This is a genomic window from Haloarcula sp. CBA1129 (assembly GCF_008729015.1).
Taxonomy (GTDB): Archaea; Halobacteriota; Halobacteria; order Halobacteriales; family Haloarculaceae; genus Haloarcula.
The window spans coordinates 248,154-263,873 of record NZ_RKSM01000003.1; the positions used below are offsets into that span (position 1 = coordinate 248,154).

13 protein-coding genes are annotated in these 15,720 nt (G+C 64.2%); 11 read left to right on the top strand and 2 right to left on the bottom strand.

Features of this window, described 5'->3' with window-relative positions; genetic code table 11:
- Positions 1 to 15: 15 nt before the first annotated feature.
- Together Har1129_RS18945 and Har1129_RS18950 are read left to right on the top strand one after the other, a co-directional pair.
- Entirely contained in the window at positions 16 to 1,158 is a 1,143-nt protein-coding gene (locus Har1129_RS18945; RefSeq protein ID WP_151102381.1) for a BMP family ABC transporter substrate-binding protein, read from the top strand.
- 195 nt (positions 1,159 to 1,353) lie between these two features.
- Positions 1,354 to 2,475: a BMP family ABC transporter substrate-binding protein gene (locus tag Har1129_RS18950; protein ID WP_151102382.1), complete on the top strand. Its 1,122-nt coding sequence runs from the start codon at positions 1,354 to 1,356 to the stop codon at positions 2,473 to 2,475.
- 68 nt (positions 2,476 to 2,543) lie between these two features.
- Here the strand turns inward: Har1129_RS18950 and Har1129_RS18955 are convergent, their stop codons facing one another.
- Positions 2,544 to 4,259 carry an amidohydrolase family protein gene (locus Har1129_RS18955; protein WP_151102383.1) on the bottom strand — a complete coding sequence of 572 codons (1,716 nt, stop codon included), beginning with the start codon at positions 4,257 to 4,259 and terminating at the stop codon, positions 2,544 to 2,546.
- Positions 4,260 to 4,409: 150 nt separating this feature from the next.
- Here Har1129_RS18955 and Har1129_RS18960 point away from each other — a divergent pair, with 150 nt between their 5' ends.
- From Har1129_RS18960 to yqeB, 9 genes are all read left to right on the top strand, one after another.
- Entirely contained in the window at positions 4,410 to 5,642 is a 1,233-nt protein-coding gene (locus Har1129_RS18960; RefSeq protein ID WP_151102384.1) for a Zn-dependent hydrolase, read from the top strand.
- A 209-nt stretch (positions 5,643 to 5,851) separates the two neighbouring features.
- Positions 5,852 to 6,430: a (2Fe-2S)-binding protein gene (locus tag Har1129_RS18965; protein ID WP_191906220.1), complete on the top strand. Its 579-nt coding sequence runs from the start codon at positions 5,852 to 5,854 to the stop codon at positions 6,428 to 6,430.
- On the top strand, positions 6,423 to 8,873 hold the full coding sequence (locus tag Har1129_RS18970) for a xanthine dehydrogenase family protein molybdopterin-binding subunit (RefSeq protein WP_151102386.1): 2,451 nt from the start codon (positions 6,423 to 6,425) through the stop codon (positions 8,871 to 8,873). Before Har1129_RS18965 ends, Har1129_RS18970 begins: the two co-directional genes overlap by 8 nt.
- A 98-nt stretch (positions 8,874 to 8,971) precedes the next feature.
- On the top strand, positions 8,972 to 9,538 hold the full coding sequence (locus tag Har1129_RS18975) for a (2Fe-2S)-binding protein (protein WP_151102605.1): 567 nt from the start codon (positions 8,972 to 8,974) through the stop codon (positions 9,536 to 9,538).
- Positions 9,535 to 12,015 (top strand): xanthine dehydrogenase family protein molybdopterin-binding subunit, encoded by a 2,481-nt coding sequence (locus tag Har1129_RS18980; RefSeq protein WP_151102387.1) that lies wholly within the window; start codon positions 9,535 to 9,537, stop codon positions 12,013 to 12,015. The genes Har1129_RS18975 and Har1129_RS18980 overlap by 4 nt, the downstream gene beginning before the upstream one ends.
- A 100-nt stretch (positions 12,016 to 12,115) precedes the next feature.
- Positions 12,116 to 12,487 (top strand): DsrE/DsrF/TusD sulfur relay family protein, encoded by a 372-nt coding sequence (locus tag Har1129_RS18985; RefSeq protein ID WP_151102388.1) that lies wholly within the window; start codon positions 12,116 to 12,118, stop codon positions 12,485 to 12,487.
- Positions 12,484 to 12,837: a DsrE family protein gene (locus Har1129_RS18990; protein ID WP_151102389.1), complete on the top strand. Its 354-nt coding sequence runs from the start codon at positions 12,484 to 12,486 to the stop codon at positions 12,835 to 12,837. The genes Har1129_RS18985 and Har1129_RS18990 overlap by 4 nt, the downstream gene beginning before the upstream one ends.
- 2 nt (positions 12,838 to 12,839) lie before the next feature.
- On the top strand, positions 12,840 to 13,085 hold the full coding sequence (locus Har1129_RS18995) for a hypothetical protein (RefSeq protein ID WP_151102390.1): 246 nt from the start codon (positions 12,840 to 12,842) through the stop codon (positions 13,083 to 13,085).
- Positions 13,082 to 14,662, top strand: a complete 1,581-nt coding sequence (yqeB, locus tag Har1129_RS19000; RefSeq protein ID WP_151102391.1) for a selenium-dependent molybdenum cofactor biosynthesis protein YqeB — start codon at positions 13,082 to 13,084, stop codon at positions 14,660 to 14,662. The genes Har1129_RS18995 and yqeB overlap by 4 nt, the downstream gene beginning before the upstream one ends.
- A 17-nt stretch (positions 14,663 to 14,679) precedes the next feature.
- On the opposite strand, the gene selD is transcribed toward yqeB, so the two are convergent.
- On the bottom strand, positions 14,680 to 15,720 hold the full coding sequence (gene selD, locus Har1129_RS19005; RefSeq protein WP_151102392.1) for a selenide, water dikinase SelD: 1,041 nt from the start codon (positions 15,718 to 15,720) through the stop codon (positions 14,680 to 14,682).

The window sequence follows — 15,720 nt, forward strand, 5'->3', positions numbered from 1 at the left end:
CTACCCGGTTAGTGAATGGTTGACAAGAAATGCACCAAATCGAGACGGGAGCTACTGACAGCGCTTGGCGCAGCAGGACTAGCCGGGCTAGCCGGTTGTAGCGGTGGTGGCGGTGGAGGTGACGGCGAAGCGGCCACAAACACCGCCGACGGCGGCGCTGCTGACGGGACGACGACCAGCAGTGACGGAGCGGATTCGGTCACTGCCGCTTGGGTGTACAACTCGGAGGTCGGCGACCTCGGGTGGTCATGGGCCCACAACGAGGGTCGAGAAGCGGTCGCAGAAGAGTACGACTGGCTGGAAACGGAGTACACCGAAGCCGTTGCCCCCGCTGATTCCGAGCGGGTGTTCGAACAGTACGCACAGGGTGATGCGGACATCATCTTCGGCTGTACGTTCGAGTATCAGGACCCGATGGCGTCAGTCGCGGAGCAGTACCCCGACACGTACTTCGAGCACAACACCGGCTACCTGACGATGGAGAACATGGGGCGGTACATGGGCCGGATCTATCAGCCCCGCTATCTCGCCGGACAGGCCGCCGGGAGCGTCACAGAAACAGATACACTGGGATACGTGGCAGCGTTCCCGATTCCGGAGGTCATCCGTGGCATCAACGCCTACGCGCTCGGGGCCGCGTCTGTCAACGACAGCGCGACGCTGAAGGTCAGATGGACGAACTCTTGGTTCGACCCCCCGACCGAGAGCGAGGCGGCAAACGCCCTGCTGGACGAGGACGTCGACGTGATGGCCCAGCATCAAGACTCGCCCGCTGCACTCCGTGCGGCCTCCGATGCGGGTATCTGGGCGACCGGCTACGACGCCCCGATGGGCGACATCGCCGGCGAGAACTATCTCACCTCTCCGATCTGGCACTGGGAGGAGTTCTACGGCCCGACTATCGAGTCAGTCAGAGACGGAACTTGGGACTCCGACGCGTACTGGGAAGGGATCGACGCAGGTATCTGTAGTCTGGACGACTGGGGGCCAAACGTGCCTCAGGAAGCGAAAGACACCGTCTCGGAGTCGCGGTCGGCGATACTCGACGGACAGCTAGACGTCTGGGCGGGCTCGGCGTTCGAAGGCGAGAGCGACGAGTTCCTCTTCCAAGAGATGAGTAGCTACGTCGACGCCGTCGAGGGGGAGGTCCCAAGCTGATTCTGCCACCGGGACACAGCTGCCGCACTCACCTGCATGTACTGTGGCCTTCCGGACAACTCCAACAGATTTCGTGTTATTACTGACGCTCGAAATAGACATTCAGTCAATTTTGCCCGAATGTATTTGTTCGCTGCAAGGTCAAAGATGGTATCTCTTAAGTAGAAGTTTTCGCTACATCTACCCAGTTCAGTAATGGTGAATACCAACCGAACGATATCGCGGCGGGAAATGCTAGGTGCCCTCGGGGCGTCGGGGGTAACTGCGCTAGCCGGCTGTAGTGGTGGCGACGGCGGGAGCGGCGGCACAACAGACGGTACGACCACCAGCGGCGATGGTGGCTCCGGGTCTGACTCGGTCACTGCTGCATGGGTGTACATCTCAGAGGTCGGCGACCTCGGGTGGTCATGGGCCCACGACGAGGGGCGAAAGACGGTCGACGAGAAGTACGACTGGCTGGAAACCGAGTACACAGAAGCTGTCGCGCCAGAAGACTCGGAACGCGTTTTCGAGCAGTACGCGCAGGGTGACGCCGACATCGTCTTCGGGACGACGTTTGGCTACCAAGACCCGATGTTCAACATTGCGGAACAGTACCCCGACACGTACTTCGAGCATGCGACCGGCTATCGCACCCGGGAGAACATGGGGCGATACATGGGCCGGATTTACCAGCCCCGGTATCTGGCCGGGCAGGCGGCCGGAATGGTGACCGAGAACAACACCATCGGCTACGTCGCCGCGTTCCCGATCCCCGAAGTCATCCGCTCTATCAACGCGATGGCGCTGGGTGCGCGGTCGGTGAACCCGGACGCGACGTTCAAGATCCGGTGGGTCAACGCGTGGTTCGACCCACAGACCTCCAAGCAGGCGGCCAACTCACTCATCGACGAGGGCTGTGACGTTATCTCACAGGAACAGGACTCTCCCGCACCGGTCAGAGCGGCCAACGAGGCGGACGTGTGGGCCTCCGGCTACAACGCGCCGATGGGCGAGTTCGGCGGCGACAACTACCTCATCTCCCCGGTGTGGAACTGGGAAGAAGTCTACGGCCCGACCATCTCCGCAGTCCGGGACGGGACTTGGGAGTCCGATGCCTTCTGGGGCGGCATGGAAACGAACCTCCCAGCGCTGGACGAGTGGGGGCCGGCGGTCCCACAGGAGGTCAAAGACACCGTCGCCGAGACGGAGGAAGAGATCGTCAACGGCGAACTCGATGTCTGGTCCGGCTCACCGTTCGAGGGCGAGAGCGACGAGTTCCTGTTCCAAGAGATGAACAGCTTCGTCGACGCCGTCGACGCCGAAGTGCCGGAATAGCACAGTCGGAGTTCGACACTCAGTTTTTGTCGCGCCACCACTGCACCGACAGGCAGCGGTCGAACCAGTCAGTCACCAGCAGCGCGGTCGAGGCCCGGACGGGCCGCACCGCCCCACTCCTCATAGGAGCGAAGCACCGCGCCGTTCCGAGTGCCGGTCGGTTCGCCGTCCCGGACGGCAATCTCACCGCCGACGAGGACGTATTCCATCCCGTCGGTGTACTGGAACGGCTCCTCGTAGGTCGCGTTGGCTGACACCGAGTCGAGGTCGAAGGCGACGAGGTCCGCGACGTACCCCTCCCGGACGTAGCCACGGTCCCTGAGCCCGAGGATGTCGGCCGGGTTTCCGGCGGCCTTGTACGCCATCAGTTCCGGCGAGAGCACGTCACGCTCTCGGACGTACCGTTCGAGAATTCGGCCAAACGCGCCGATAGCTCGCGGGTGGGGCTTCCCGCCGAAGATACCGTCCGTGCAGAACGTGCCGCGGTCGTCCGCGAGGAACCGCTCGATGTCTTCCTCAGCCATCACGAAGTCGGCCATCGTCACGTCCAGTTCCTCCGCGACGAGGAGTTCACACATCGCATCGACCGGCTCGCGGTCCATCTCGGCAGCGATATCCTCGATGGTGTCGCCCTGATAGCGACTGCTTCCGGTTCGCGTGATGAGGATGTTATCCCACGACCCGGCGGCGTACGCGAGGTTCTCCCAGTCGCCCGGCTGGGAGATGTCAGCGGCGATGCGGTCGCGAACTGCCGTGGAGTTGAGACGATGACGGATGTCTTCCGACTCACCCTGCCGTGCCCACGGCGGCAACAGCGCGGTCAGCATCGTCGACCCGGCGGTGTAGGGATACTGGTCGAAGGTGACCCGTTGGCCCCGGTCGACGGCGTCGTCGAACAGGTCGAGCACGGCCTCGGACTCCCCCCAGTTCTGCTGGCCGCCGACCTTGAGATGGGAGACGTGGGCGTGACAGCCGCCGCGCCGACAGATGTCGAGATACCGGTCGATAGATTCGACCACCCGATCCGTCTCGTTCCAGACGTGGGAAATCATAAACGAGTCGCGCTGGGCGAGTGTGTCCGCGAGCGCCACCAGTTCGTCGTCACGGGCGTACGAACTCGGCGGGTAAATCATCCCTTTGGACATGCCAAAGGCCCCTTCTTCGAGCGCCACTTCCAGTTCCTGTTGGAGGGCGTCCAGTTCTCCGGGTGGCGCGTCACCGTCGAACTCGGGTTCGGCCAGCCGCTGACTGGTGACTGGGCCGGCAGAGACGACGTGTTCGCCAGTGAGCGGGCGGTCCTCGAATCCGGCCAGCATCGACCGGATGTTGCCGTGTGGGGCGTAGTACGCACAGTTGACGGCCGGCTCGGCTGATTCGAGCGCCGAGAGATAGCCGTCGACGCTGTGCCACGGCCACGTATCGCCGAGGGTCCCGTCGAGTGACTTGACCCGTTCTGCCCATTCCTCGGTGAGGGCTGCCGGAACCGGGGCGACGCTGACCCCGTCCTGCCCGAGGACTTCTGTCGTGATACCCTGCGTCAGTTTCTCCTTGGCCCCGGGGTGCTCGAACAGGCGCAGTTCCGAATGCGCATGCATGTCGATGAATCCCGGCGCGAGATACGACCCGTCGAGGTCGACGATACGGTCGGCGTCGAGCGAGTCGTCGCTGATGGCATCGATTCGACCGTCGGCGACACGCACGCTCGCAGTGAACGGGGGGCGACCGCTCCCGTCCAGCACCCGCGCGTCTCGGAACGCGATAGACGCGGCACTCGGCTCGGTCATGTCTGCTGACTCGCGGAACGGTCGTTTGGCTCTTTCGGTGGTCTGAGCCGTGTGTGACAGCGGCGTGCGCGTGCCACAGCGTGTCTGTCGGCCTGTGTGGCGTCTCTCCCCGACACAATCTTCAAGACGACACCGCGGAACAGCTACCCAATGCCATCCGTCAGTCTCGACAGCGAACGGTTCAGACGGCGCTTCGACACATTCAACGAGATCGGCGCGACAGAAGCGGGCGGCGTCAATCGTCCCAGCCTCTCCGACGCGAACAAGGATGCTCGCGATACGCTCGTCGAGTGGTTCCGCGAGGCCGGGCTGGAAGTCCGTATCGACACGATGGGCAACATCTTCGGTCGCCGAGACGGGGCTGACGGCGACGCCGCGCCGGTCCTGTTCGGGTCGCACATCGACAGCCAGTACAACGGCGGGCGGTACGACGGCGTTATCGGCGTCCTCGGCGGGCTGGAGGTCATCGAGGCGTTCAACGACGCCGGCGTGACGACCGAACGCCCACTAGAGGTGGTCGCTTGGAGCAACGAAGAGGGCGTACGCTTCCAGCCGGATATGCTCGGCAGCGGCGTCTACTGTGATATCTTCGACCTCGACTACGCGTACGAGCGCGAGGCCAAGGACGGGAAGCGCTTCGGCGACGAACTCGAACGCATCGGCTACAAGGGCGAAACACCCTGTGAAGCGGACGATATCCACTGCTACTTCGAGATGCACGTCGAGCAGGGGCCGTTTCTCGAACAGCAGGACATCCCCGTCGCCGCCGTCGAGGGCGTGTTCGGCTTTTCGTGGCTGAATGTCACCTTCGAGGGACAGGCCAACCACGCCGGGCCGACGCCGATGGATATGCGCCACGACGCCTTCGTGGCGACGGCGGACGTGACGCGAGCCGTCCGGCGGATTACAGCAACCGAGGGGACAGACCTCGTTGGTACGGTCGGCAGCGTCGACGTGTGGCCGAACGCTATCAACGTCATCCCCGAACGCGTTGAGTTCACGCTCGATTTCCGCTCGTACGACGACGCAGTCGTCGACGCGGCCGTCGAACAGATCAGAGCGGAGGTCGCCCACGCGGCCGAGCGCGAAGGGCTCGAATACGAGATCGAGGAGATCATGCGGGTCGACGCGGACCCGTTCGACCAAGACTGCATCGACACCGTCGTCGAGGCCGCCGAGACAGTCGGCTGTGAGTACACGCGGCTAGTCAGCGGCGCGGGCCACGACGCGAACTACCTCAACAAGATGACCCCAACGAGCATGATTTTCGTGCCGAGCGTCGACGGGATCAGCCACCGCGAGAGCGAGTTCACCGATTGGGAGGACATCGTCACCGGGACCGAAGTACTGCTGAACGCAGTCCGGACGAAGGCCGCCGAGTGAACGGCCGCGTTCTCAGAGAAGATGTGTCACAGGTTTGCCACACGGCACACGTTGACTGGCGTGTCTGTCGCAGGTGTGTCAGTATAGTGTCTTGTAGTGTCCTCTGCCTGTGGCTTCGTCTGGCAACATTGCAATCAGGTACCTGTGAACCATACATATATGGGATAGTGTTGCACACTTGTTCACTAACAGGCGTGTGTCCGTAGCGCATGCCGAAAACTGGAGGATACGCTGTGGATATTGAACTCACAATCAACGGCGAGCGGACAATAGTCGAAGCCGGGTCGGAGACGGACCTGGCGACGGTTTTGAGACAACACGGCTACATCGGCGTCAAGTGCGGCTGTGACGGTGGGACCTGCGGCGCGTCGAAGGTGTTCGTCGACGGCGAGGTGCGCATGGCCTGCGGGATGACTGCGGCGGACGCTGACGGAAGTGAGGTACAGACTGTCGCGGCGCTTGGGACACAGGACGACCTGCACCCGGTCCAGCAAGCGTTCGTCGACAACTTCGCCGTCCAATGTGGATTCTGTATCCCGGGGATGGTGATTCAGGCGGTGGCGTTGCTGGATTCGAACCCCGACCCAACCGAACGGGAGGTCCGGGAGGCACTGGACGACAACGTCTGTCGGTGTACCGGCTATCAGAAGCCAGTCGAGGCCGTTCTAGACGCAGCAGATCGAATGCAGGGCGAGCAGTCGGTGGCCGCAGACGGCGGCCAGCCGGCCAGTTTGGGACCCCGTGGAGCCGACTCGACAGACTGCTGTGGAGGTGGCTGCGATGAATAACGACGACGAGACAGCCAAAGCTGACGGGGGCACGGCCTCCCAATCAGAGACCGTCGAAGACGAGCGACACGAGGAACACCCACTGGAGTGGGACGAACCGGAAAACAACGACAAGGCCCCCGACGAGCGCGACAGCGTCTCTCACCGGGCCGAGAAGTACGACGACCGAAAGCTCGTCACCGGACAGGCGAAGTACACCGCCGACTATGAGGAGCGGTATCCGGACCTCGCGTACGCAGCGGTCGTCCGGAGCGAGATTCCACACGGCCGCGTGACCGGTATCGATGCGAGCGCAGCCGAGGCGATGGACGGCGTCGAAGTCGTCCTGACACCTGAATCCGACGCGGTTCCGAACGGAAAATACACGAGCGCCGGGCAGTCCTATCCCGAACCGAGCCCGTGGGACATGCGGGTGCTGAACGAGCACGTCCGCTACATCGGCGACCCGGTTGCCGCCGTCGCAGCCGAAGACCGGGCGACCGCGACTGCCGCCGTCGAGGCTATCGAGGTGTCCTACGAAGAGGACGACTACGTCACCGACCCCGAGGAAGCCTTCGACGGGGACGCACCCCAGCTGTTCGAGGACGGCGAGGTCGAAAACGAAATCGTCGGCTACGACTACGACCGCAACCGGATGGCCCATATCGAGGGGGAACTCGGAGATGTGGACGCGGCGCTCGACGGCGACACCCACGTCCACGAGACCGAGTGGGAGACGATTCGCCAGTCCCACGCGAACGTCGAGAAACACACCTCGCTTGCGTATACGGACGAAGATGACCGCCACGTCCTCATCACCAGCACGCAGGTGCCAAACCACACGCGCCGCCAGCTCGCCCACCTGTTCGACATTCCAATCCGCGATATCCGGGTGACGAAGCCGCGGGTCGGCGGCGGTTTCGGCGGCAAGCAGGCGATGGTCGTCGAGCCGATTCCGCTCGCGCTGTCGCTTGCCACCGACCGCCCGGTCCTCTACGAAGCCAGCCGCCAAGAGGAGTTCTACGCGATGCGCTCGCGCCATCCGATGAAAGTCCGGGCGAAGACGGCCGTGACCGACGACGGCGACATCGAAGCCATCGACCTGTACGCGCTGTCGAACACTGGCGCGTACGGCAGCCACGGCATGACCGTCGCGGGCAACGTCGGAAGCAAGCCACTGCCGCTGTACTCGAAAGTCCCCAACGCCCGCTTCGAGGCCGACATCGTCCACACGAACACGCCACAAACCGGGGCGATGCGGGGCTACGGCGCGCCACAGGGCACGCTCGCGCTGGAAGGCCATCTCGACGAGGTGGCCCGCGATCTCGGTCTCGACCCTATCGAGTTCCGCCGACGGCACCACATGGAAGTCGGCGACCTCGACGAAATCGCGGGGATGATGGGCGGCGAAGGCGCAGAGCGTCGAATTCGGTCGTGTGGCCTCGATGAGTGCATCGAACGCGGGAAAGAGGCTATCGGCTACGACGACCTCGAACAGCCCGAAGAAGACCATCTGCATCGCGGCATCGGGATGGCGCTGTCCGCGCAGGGAACCGGCGTTGCCGGCGACGAACTCGGGGCCGCCCAGCTGATGATGAACGAGGACGGGAGCTTCCACTTGCAGGTCGGCGGCGTCGATATCGGGACGGGTGCTGACACGGCGTTCCTCCAGATTGCCGCGGAAGTACTGGGCTGTGACGAGGACGACATAATTGTCAAATCCTCCGATACGGACGTGACGCCCTTCGACTACGGTGCGTACGCCTCCTCGACGACATACATCAGCGGGATGGCCGTGAAGAAGGCCGCGGAAGATGCGAAAGCACGAATTCTCGACTGGGGGTCCAAGCTGCTCGACGAACCGGTCGAGAAGCTGGAAACGGGCAACGGGACGGTGTACAGCGAGACCAGCGGCGATTCAGTCGCGCTCGAAGAAATCGGCTACGAAGCCGCGTACGGCGACGACGAACGCGAACACATCCTTGGGAAGGGGACTCACTGCACCGACGAGAGTCCCCCGCCCTTCGCCGCGCAGTTCGCCGACGTGACGGTCGACGAGACCACCGGCGAGTTCGATGTGCACAAACTGGTTGTCGCGGTCGACTGTGGCGTCGCCATCAACCCCGGTATGGCCGAGGGGCAGATCGAGGGCGCGAACCACATGAGCTACGAGATGGCCGTCAGCGAGGGCATCACGCTCGACGACGAAGGACGAGCGGAAGTAACGGACTTTGACGAGTACGGGCTGCCGTCGGCGACCGAGACGCCGCCTATCGAGTCGATTCTAGTCGAGACCCACGAACCAACCGGTCCCTTCGGCGCGAAGTCGGTTGCCGAAGTCCCGACCAACACGGTCCCACCGGCGCTGTCCAACGCCGTCCGTGACGCCGTCGGCGTCCGTATCCGTGAAATGCCGATCACCGCCGAAAAAATCGCGTCGAAACTGGACGAGCGTACGGACTGAGTGGCCACAAATTCCCGTTTGCGAGCCGCTGTCCGCGATAGCTATTTACCGCTCTGTTCATCACATTGCTGACAACAGCGAGATATCGCGTGAGTGATATGCAAATCGAACTGGAAGTGAACGGCGAGACGGAGACGTTCGAGGCGACCAAATCCGACTCCCTCCTCGATGTATTGCGAGCGAACGGATACACCGGTGCGAAGCGGGGGTGTGACACCGGTGCGTGTGGATTCTGTACGGTGCACGTCGACGGCGAGCCAGTGAAATCCTGCGTCGAGCCGGTGCTGAACGTACAGGACGCATCCGTCGAGACAATCGAAGGACTGGGCGAACAGGACGACCTCCACCCGGTACAGCAGGCGTTCGTCGACAACACCGCGCTGCAGTGTGGCTTTTGCATCCCGGGGATGATAATGCGCTCGACAGCGCTGCTGGAGACGAACCCGGACCCCACTGAGAAAGAAGTCCGGGAAGCGCTGTCGGACAATCTCTGTCGGTGTACCGGCTACAAGAAAATCGTCGAAGCGGTGCTAGACGCCGCCGAGCGGCTGAACGACGAGACAGCCGTCGCCGCCGACGGTGGGACGGCAGTGGATAGCGACAGCACCGCCACTGTGACCGAGTGTTCACTCGGCGGATGCGATTGCATGGAGGGCGAGCAGTGAGCGATTCCGACCGGGCGCGGGAGACGGGCGAGCGGCCCGACAGGACAGGGGTGGAGGGGACAGACCCCACCGACGCCGATACGGAGTCAGGGGCGAACGCAGCACGCGAACCCGACCGGAAGCCCGAATCCGAGCGCGACGCCATTACCGTGGACGAAGAGAAAGACGACGCGCGGAAAATCGTCACCGGCGATGCCCGGTATACGGCGGACTACCGCGACCGGTTCCCGGACCTCGCCCACGGGAAAGTGGTTCGCAGCGACATCGCCCACGGCTACGTCGAGTCAATCGACACGAGCGAAGCCGAGGCGATGGATGGCGTCGACGCTGTCATCACGCCGTTCGACGACGTGGTTCCGGACAAGCTGTACTCCAGTTCGGGCCAGTCCTATCCCGAGCCGAGCCCGTGGGATCTGAAAGTACTCCGCGAACACGTCCGCTTCGTCGGCGACCCGGTCGCAGCCGTGGCGGCCGACGACCCGGAGACAGCAGACCGAGCCGCCCGGAAAATCGATATCGAGTACCGTGAGCTGGATGCCGTCTTCGACCCTGAAGCGGCTTTCGACGCGGATGCACCACAACTGTTCGAAGCCGACGACGTGGAGAACAAGCAGTCGGGCGCGGACTACAACCGAAACCTCGAATCGCACTTCGAGGGAGAGCTCGGTGACGCGGATGCGGCGTTTGAGCGGGCGGACAACGACGAGGAGCGGCACGTCATCCAGACAGAGTGGGAGACGCCGTATCAGTCCCACTGCGTCCCGGAACCACACACAACCATCGCCTACACGGACGAGGACGACCGACATACGTTCATCACGGCAACGCAGGTCCCCTTTCACACCCGCCGCCAGATAGCACACCTGTTCGACGTGCCCATCCGCGACGTGCGGGTGAAGAAGCCGCGTATCGGCGCGGGGTTCGGATCGAAACAAGAGATGGCAATCGAGCCTGTCGCGTTCGCGCTGCACCTCGCGGCCGGCCGACCGGTCAAACTGGAGATGAGCCGTCAAGAGGAGTTCACCGCACTCCGCTTTCGGCACCCGATGCAGATGCAGATGCGGACCGCAGTCACCGACGAGGGCGACATCGAGGCGATGGACCTCTACACGCTGTCGAACTCGGGGGCCTACGGGACCCACGGCATGACCGTCGCGAACAACGTCGGAACGAAGCCACTTCCCCTTTACCCCCGAGTCCCGAACGTCCGCTTTTCGGGGGACGTGGTCCACACGAACCTCCCGATGGGCGCGGCAATGCGGGGTTACGGCGCGCCACAAGGCCACTTCGCTGTCGAAGCACACATGGACGAGGTGGCCCGCCGCCTCGACTTCGACCCCATCGAGTTCCGCCTGCGGAACGCGGTCCGTGAGGGCGACCTCGACCAAAGCGTCGCCATTCTGAAAGACGGCGACCGATTCGCCCGAGAGATCCGCTCCTGTGGCATCCGCGAGTGCATCGACCGCGGCAAGGCAGCTATCGGCTACGACGACTTAGAGCAACCGGACGAAGAGCACCTGCACCGCGGCGTCGGCATGGCGCTGATCGCACAGGGCAGTGGCGTCGCGGGGAAGGAACTCGGCGCGGCGCAGGTCCAGATGAACGAGGACGGGAGCTTCCACCTGCAGGTCGGCGGCGTCGATACCGGGACGGGCGCAGACACGATGTTCTCCCAGATCGCTGCCGAGGTGCTGGGCTGTGCTCCCGAAGATATCGTTGTCATCGCCGCCGACACCGACCTGACGCCCTTTGACTACGGCGCGTACGCTTCCTCGACGACATACATCAGCGGCCGCGCGGTCAAGAACGCCGCCGAGGACGCCAAAGAACGGCTCCTAGAGTGGGGGTCGAAGCTACTCGACGAGCCGCCCGAGGTGCTCGAAACTGGCGACGACGGCGTGTACAGCGAGCGGACCGAAAACCGCGTGTCGCTGGACGAAATCGGCTACGAAGCCACCTATGGCGACGACGAGCGCGAACACATCCTCGGGGACGGGAACCACTCGACCGACGAGAGCCCGCCGCCATACGGCGCGCAGTTCGCTGACGTGACAGTGAACGAAGAGACCGGCGAATACGAACTCAACAAACTAGTGTTCGCCGCCGACTGTGGCGTCGCCATCAACCCCGCGCTGGTCGAGGGGCAGATCGAGGGCGGCGAGCACATGAGCCTCGAATACGCTACCAGCGGCGACCTCACCTTCGACGACGAGGGGGCCCCCGAAGTGCTCGGGTTCCGCCAGTACGGGATGCCGCGAACGACGGACCACCCCGAGATGGAGACGATTCTCGTTGAGACTCACGAACCCACGGGTCCGTTCGGCGCGAAGTCTATCGCGGAACTCCCGACGAACGGCGTCCCGCCGGCGCTCTCGAACGCGATTCGCGACGCCGTCGGCGTTCGGCTGGCAGAGCTACCGTTTACCGCGGACGACCTGAAGACGGCACTCGACAAGCGGTCTGCTGACGATAGGTGAGTTGGATCCGGTCGGTTTTCAGCGCAAAAACACCACACTCGGTGGGTTCGCCAGTGTGTCGGGCAAACTATTAAGAGCGATTCACCGAAATCCCGACAGTATGGCGTACATCGGGTTTCTGCTGACAGGCGGTCCCTTCGACAGCGAGCGGTGGCGGACCGCCTACGAACTGGGGCGGGCGGCGCTGGATCAGGGCCACGAGGTGAGCTACTTCCACTACCTCGACGGCGCGCTCGTCCCCGTCGCGGACCAGACGCTGCCCGGCTGTTCGGATAGCGGGCTGTACGACGAAATGCCGACCGAGAAGTTCCAAGAACTCATCTCGGATGGGGCGGAGGTCATCTGTTGCGGTCTCTGCGTCGACGCCCGCGGCATCGATGCCGACGCGGACTACCCCGACGGCGTCGAGGTGGGCCTGCTTCCCGACCTCGCGGACATCGTCGGCGAGGCGGATCGGGTGGTTTCGCTATGAAACGAGATGTCGTCGTGTTGCTCACCCGCGCTCCGTACGGCCGGGTCCACATCCCCGAGGGTCTTCGCGCGGCCCGTGGTGTCGCGGCCGGGTTCGACCTGCACGACGTGACCGTCATATTCACTCAAGACGGTGTGTACGGCGCTCGGGAAGCTGTCGACCGCGAGGCCCTCAATATGAGCGGGCACGTCGCCGACTTGGTGGAGCAGGGCGGACAGATGATCGCGGATGCGGGGGCGATGGCCGAGCGCGGCGTCGACGAGGGTGAAATCGCCGACGACGTGGCAGTCTGGTCGGGCGACCGCATCACCGCCCGCATCCACGACGCCGAACGGACACTGGACTTCTGACAATGCTATATCTCATCGACAAACCGATGGCCGAAATCGGACTGCGCACCGCCGCCGGGGATCCCGAAGCACACGTCGTCCTGATTCAGGACGGCGTCTACCTCTCGCCGGACGTCGACACGCCCGTCTCAGCGGTCGCACGGGACGTCGACGTGCGCGGCGTCTCTCTACCCCCCGACATCGACCGAGTATCATACGACGACGTGGTCGAAACCCTCGTCGAACGGGAGGTCAAGAGCTTCGTATGAGCCTGTTCGAGCGGCTCGACGAACTGGCCGCGCGGGGAGAGCCGGCAGCGCTCCTGACCATCGTCCGCAAGGACGGCAGCGCACCGCGGGACGTGGGGGACAAGATGGTCGTCACTGCCGACGAGGAGTACGGGACCATCGGGGGCGGCACGGTTGAACACCTTGCTGTCCAAGACGCACGGTCAGTCCTCTCGGAAGCCGACAAGCCCGGCGTCCGGACGTACGAACTCGAACGTGGCGGCAACACGGGCATGGTCTGTGGCGGCGAGATGGACGTGTTCATCGACCGGGTTCGTGGACAGGCACAGCTCTACATCGCCGGCGGCGGCCACATCGGCGTCGAACTGGCCCCGCTGGCGGAGCGGCTCGGCTATGCCGTCACCGTGGTCGACGACCGTGAAGCGTACGCCGACCCGGGGCAGTTCCCCAACGATACCGACGTGATTCACGGCGACTACGGGGAAGCGCTCGGCGGCCTGCCGATGGGGCGCGAGACGGCCGTGGTCGTCGCGACGCGGAGCGGGACGTTCGATCGAGAGGCTGTCGCCGCGGCGCTGGACGGCGAGGCTGGCTACGTCGGCCTTGTTGCAAGCGAGACGAAAGCCGACCACGTCCTCGGCTCACTTGCCGAGGCGGGGTACAGCCGTCGAGAGCTGAGCCGGGTTCGAACCCCAGTGGGACTTGACCTCGGCGGGAGCGGGCCAGCCGCCGTCGCGCTCTCGGTTCTTTCCGAGGTCTCCATGGACCGCCACGACGCGACCGGCGAACGGGCCACGCGCCTGAACCTCGACGACCTCGTCGTCGTCCGTGGTGGCGGCGACCTCGGGAGCGGCGTTGTCTACCGGCTCCAGCAGGCCGGCTTCCCGGTCATCGTCGCCGAAGTCGAACAGCCGACTGTCGTCCGGCGGGCGGTCGCCTTCGGCGCGGCGCTTTACGAGGACGAGGTGACGGTCGAAGGAGTTCCCGGCCGGGCGGCAGCGGATATCGACGAGGCGCTCGGACTGCTCGCTGACGACGTAGTCCCGGTGATCGTTGACCCCGACGCGGCTGTCGCCAGCGAACTTGACGCCACAGTTCTCGTCGATGCTATCATGGCAAAAGGGAAGTTCGATACCGGCACACGACGGTCTGATGCCGACATCGTTGTCGGGATGGGACCCGGTTTCGAGGCTGGCGAGGATGTGGACGCGGTCATCGAGACGGACCGTGGGCACGAACTCGGCCGCGTGTTCTACGAGGGGACGGCGAGCCAATACGACGGCGAGCCCGGCAAACGGCGGGGCTACACCCACGAGCGAGTGCTCCGCGCCCCGGCCGACGGTGACTGGACCCCCACGGTCGGTATCGGCGACAGTGTCACAGCCGGTGACGTGGTCGGGACCGTAGGCGACCGGCCGGTCGAAACCGAGATCGGCGGTCTCGTCCGCGGCCTCGTCCATGGGGGCCTCAGGGTCGAGGATGGTGCCAAACTCGGCGATGTGGACCCCCGGGGCGAGTCCGTCGATCCGACGAAGATCTCGGACAAGGCGCTTTGCCTCGGCGGTGGTGTGCTGGAGGCAGTGCTTCGGCTGCGGTAGCCCATTCCTAATCGGTGTTAGCGACGAACTTCTTCGATGGTTGGGTCTGCGAGCGTGACGCCGCGCCCGGCAGTGACACGCCCCACGTCGCGGTAGAACACGCCGACATCGTCGAACGCTGATTCAACGGCGTCGGTCGCAGTCGGCGGGACAGCAACGAACAGTCCGCCGCTGGTCTCCGCGCTCTCTCCCTCGGTTAGCCCGTATCCGAAAAGCGTCGAGAGGGCGGGTGTTCCCGCGATGACCGGGAGGTGTGTGAGTTCGATACCGACGTTCGAGCGGGCAGCCACCACGCGGCTCTGCCCCGCGAGGCCGAAGCCGGTAATGTCGGTCGCTGCAGTCGCGTGTTCGCGGCATGCGAGTGCCGCGTCCCGGTTCGGCGTCGTCATCCACGCGATGGCCTCTGAAGCAATGCTGTCGAGTGGGCGGTCAGTGGCGTCGGTAACTGTGCCGATGAACTGCTCGTCGGTCACGCGGGACGCACCCATAGCCGGCTGTGTCCCGAGCGGTTTGGTCAGATAGAGGCGGTCGCCGGGGCTGGCTCCCCGCGATGTGAGCAGGGCGTCGGGACGCGCCGTCGCCGAAATAGCGCCGCCGGCGAACGGCCACGGACTCATAATCGTGTGGCCGCCGGCGATGACGCCATCTATTGTGTCCAGCGTGTCAGCCATGCCAGAGAGAATCTGGGCCGCGCTGTCGGTCAGTTCTCGTGGAAGTCCGAGGACGACCAGACAGTCGACGTTCTCGACGGCACCTGTAGCGAAGGCATCACTGGCAGCGTTACAGGCGGCTACACGGCCGAAGTCGTACGGATCGTCGACGATGGGCGTGAAGAAATCTACCGTCGAGACCAGCGCGAGGTCGTCACTCAGTCGCCGCGCAGCGGCGTCCTCGCCGACGCCGAACAGCAGCGCGTCGCTGTCACTGGTGAGGCCGGCATCGGCCAGCAGCGAGTCGAGGTCACTTTGCCCGACCTTGCAGGAACAGCCGTGGAGTTCCGTATACTCTGTCAACCGAGTCACCTCGTCATCACCGTCAGTCTCCGCGTTACGACCCAC

Excerpts from the sequence above, each read along its gene's own strand:
- Har1129_RS18960 (WP_151102384.1), top strand. The coding sequence starts at position 4,410 with ATGCCATCCGTCAGTCTCGACAGCGAACGGTTCAGACGGCGCTTCGAC.
- Har1129_RS18990 (WP_151102389.1), top strand. The coding sequence starts at position 12,484 with ATGAAACGAGATGTCGTCGTGTTGCTCACCCGCGCTCCGTACGGCCGG.
- Har1129_RS18970 (WP_151102386.1), top strand. The coding sequence starts at position 6,423 with ATGAATAACGACGACGAGACAGCCAAAGCTGACGGGGGCACGGCCTCC.
- Har1129_RS18975 (WP_151102605.1), top strand. The coding sequence starts at position 8,972 with ATGCAAATCGAACTGGAAGTGAACGGCGAGACGGAGACGTTCGAGGCG.
- Har1129_RS18965 (WP_191906220.1), top strand. The coding sequence starts at position 5,852 with ATGCCGAAAACTGGAGGATACGCTGTGGATATTGAACTCACAATCAAC.
- Har1129_RS18985 (WP_151102388.1), top strand. The coding sequence starts at position 12,116 with ATGGCGTACATCGGGTTTCTGCTGACAGGCGGTCCCTTCGACAGCGAG.
- Har1129_RS18950 (WP_151102382.1), top strand. The coding sequence starts at position 1,354 with ATGGTGAATACCAACCGAACGATATCGCGGCGGGAAATGCTAGGTGCC.
- yqeB (WP_151102391.1), top strand. The coding sequence starts at position 13,082 with ATGAGCCTGTTCGAGCGGCTCGACGAACTGGCCGCGCGGGGAGAGCCG.
- Har1129_RS18955 (WP_151102383.1), bottom strand. The coding sequence starts at position 4,259 with ATGACCGAGCCGAGTGCCGCGTCTATCGCGTTCCGAGACGCGCGGGTG.
- Har1129_RS18995 (WP_151102390.1), top strand. The coding sequence starts at position 12,840 with ATGCTATATCTCATCGACAAACCGATGGCCGAAATCGGACTGCGCACC.
- Har1129_RS18945 (WP_151102381.1), top strand. The coding sequence starts at position 16 with ATGGTTGACAAGAAATGCACCAAATCGAGACGGGAGCTACTGACAGCG.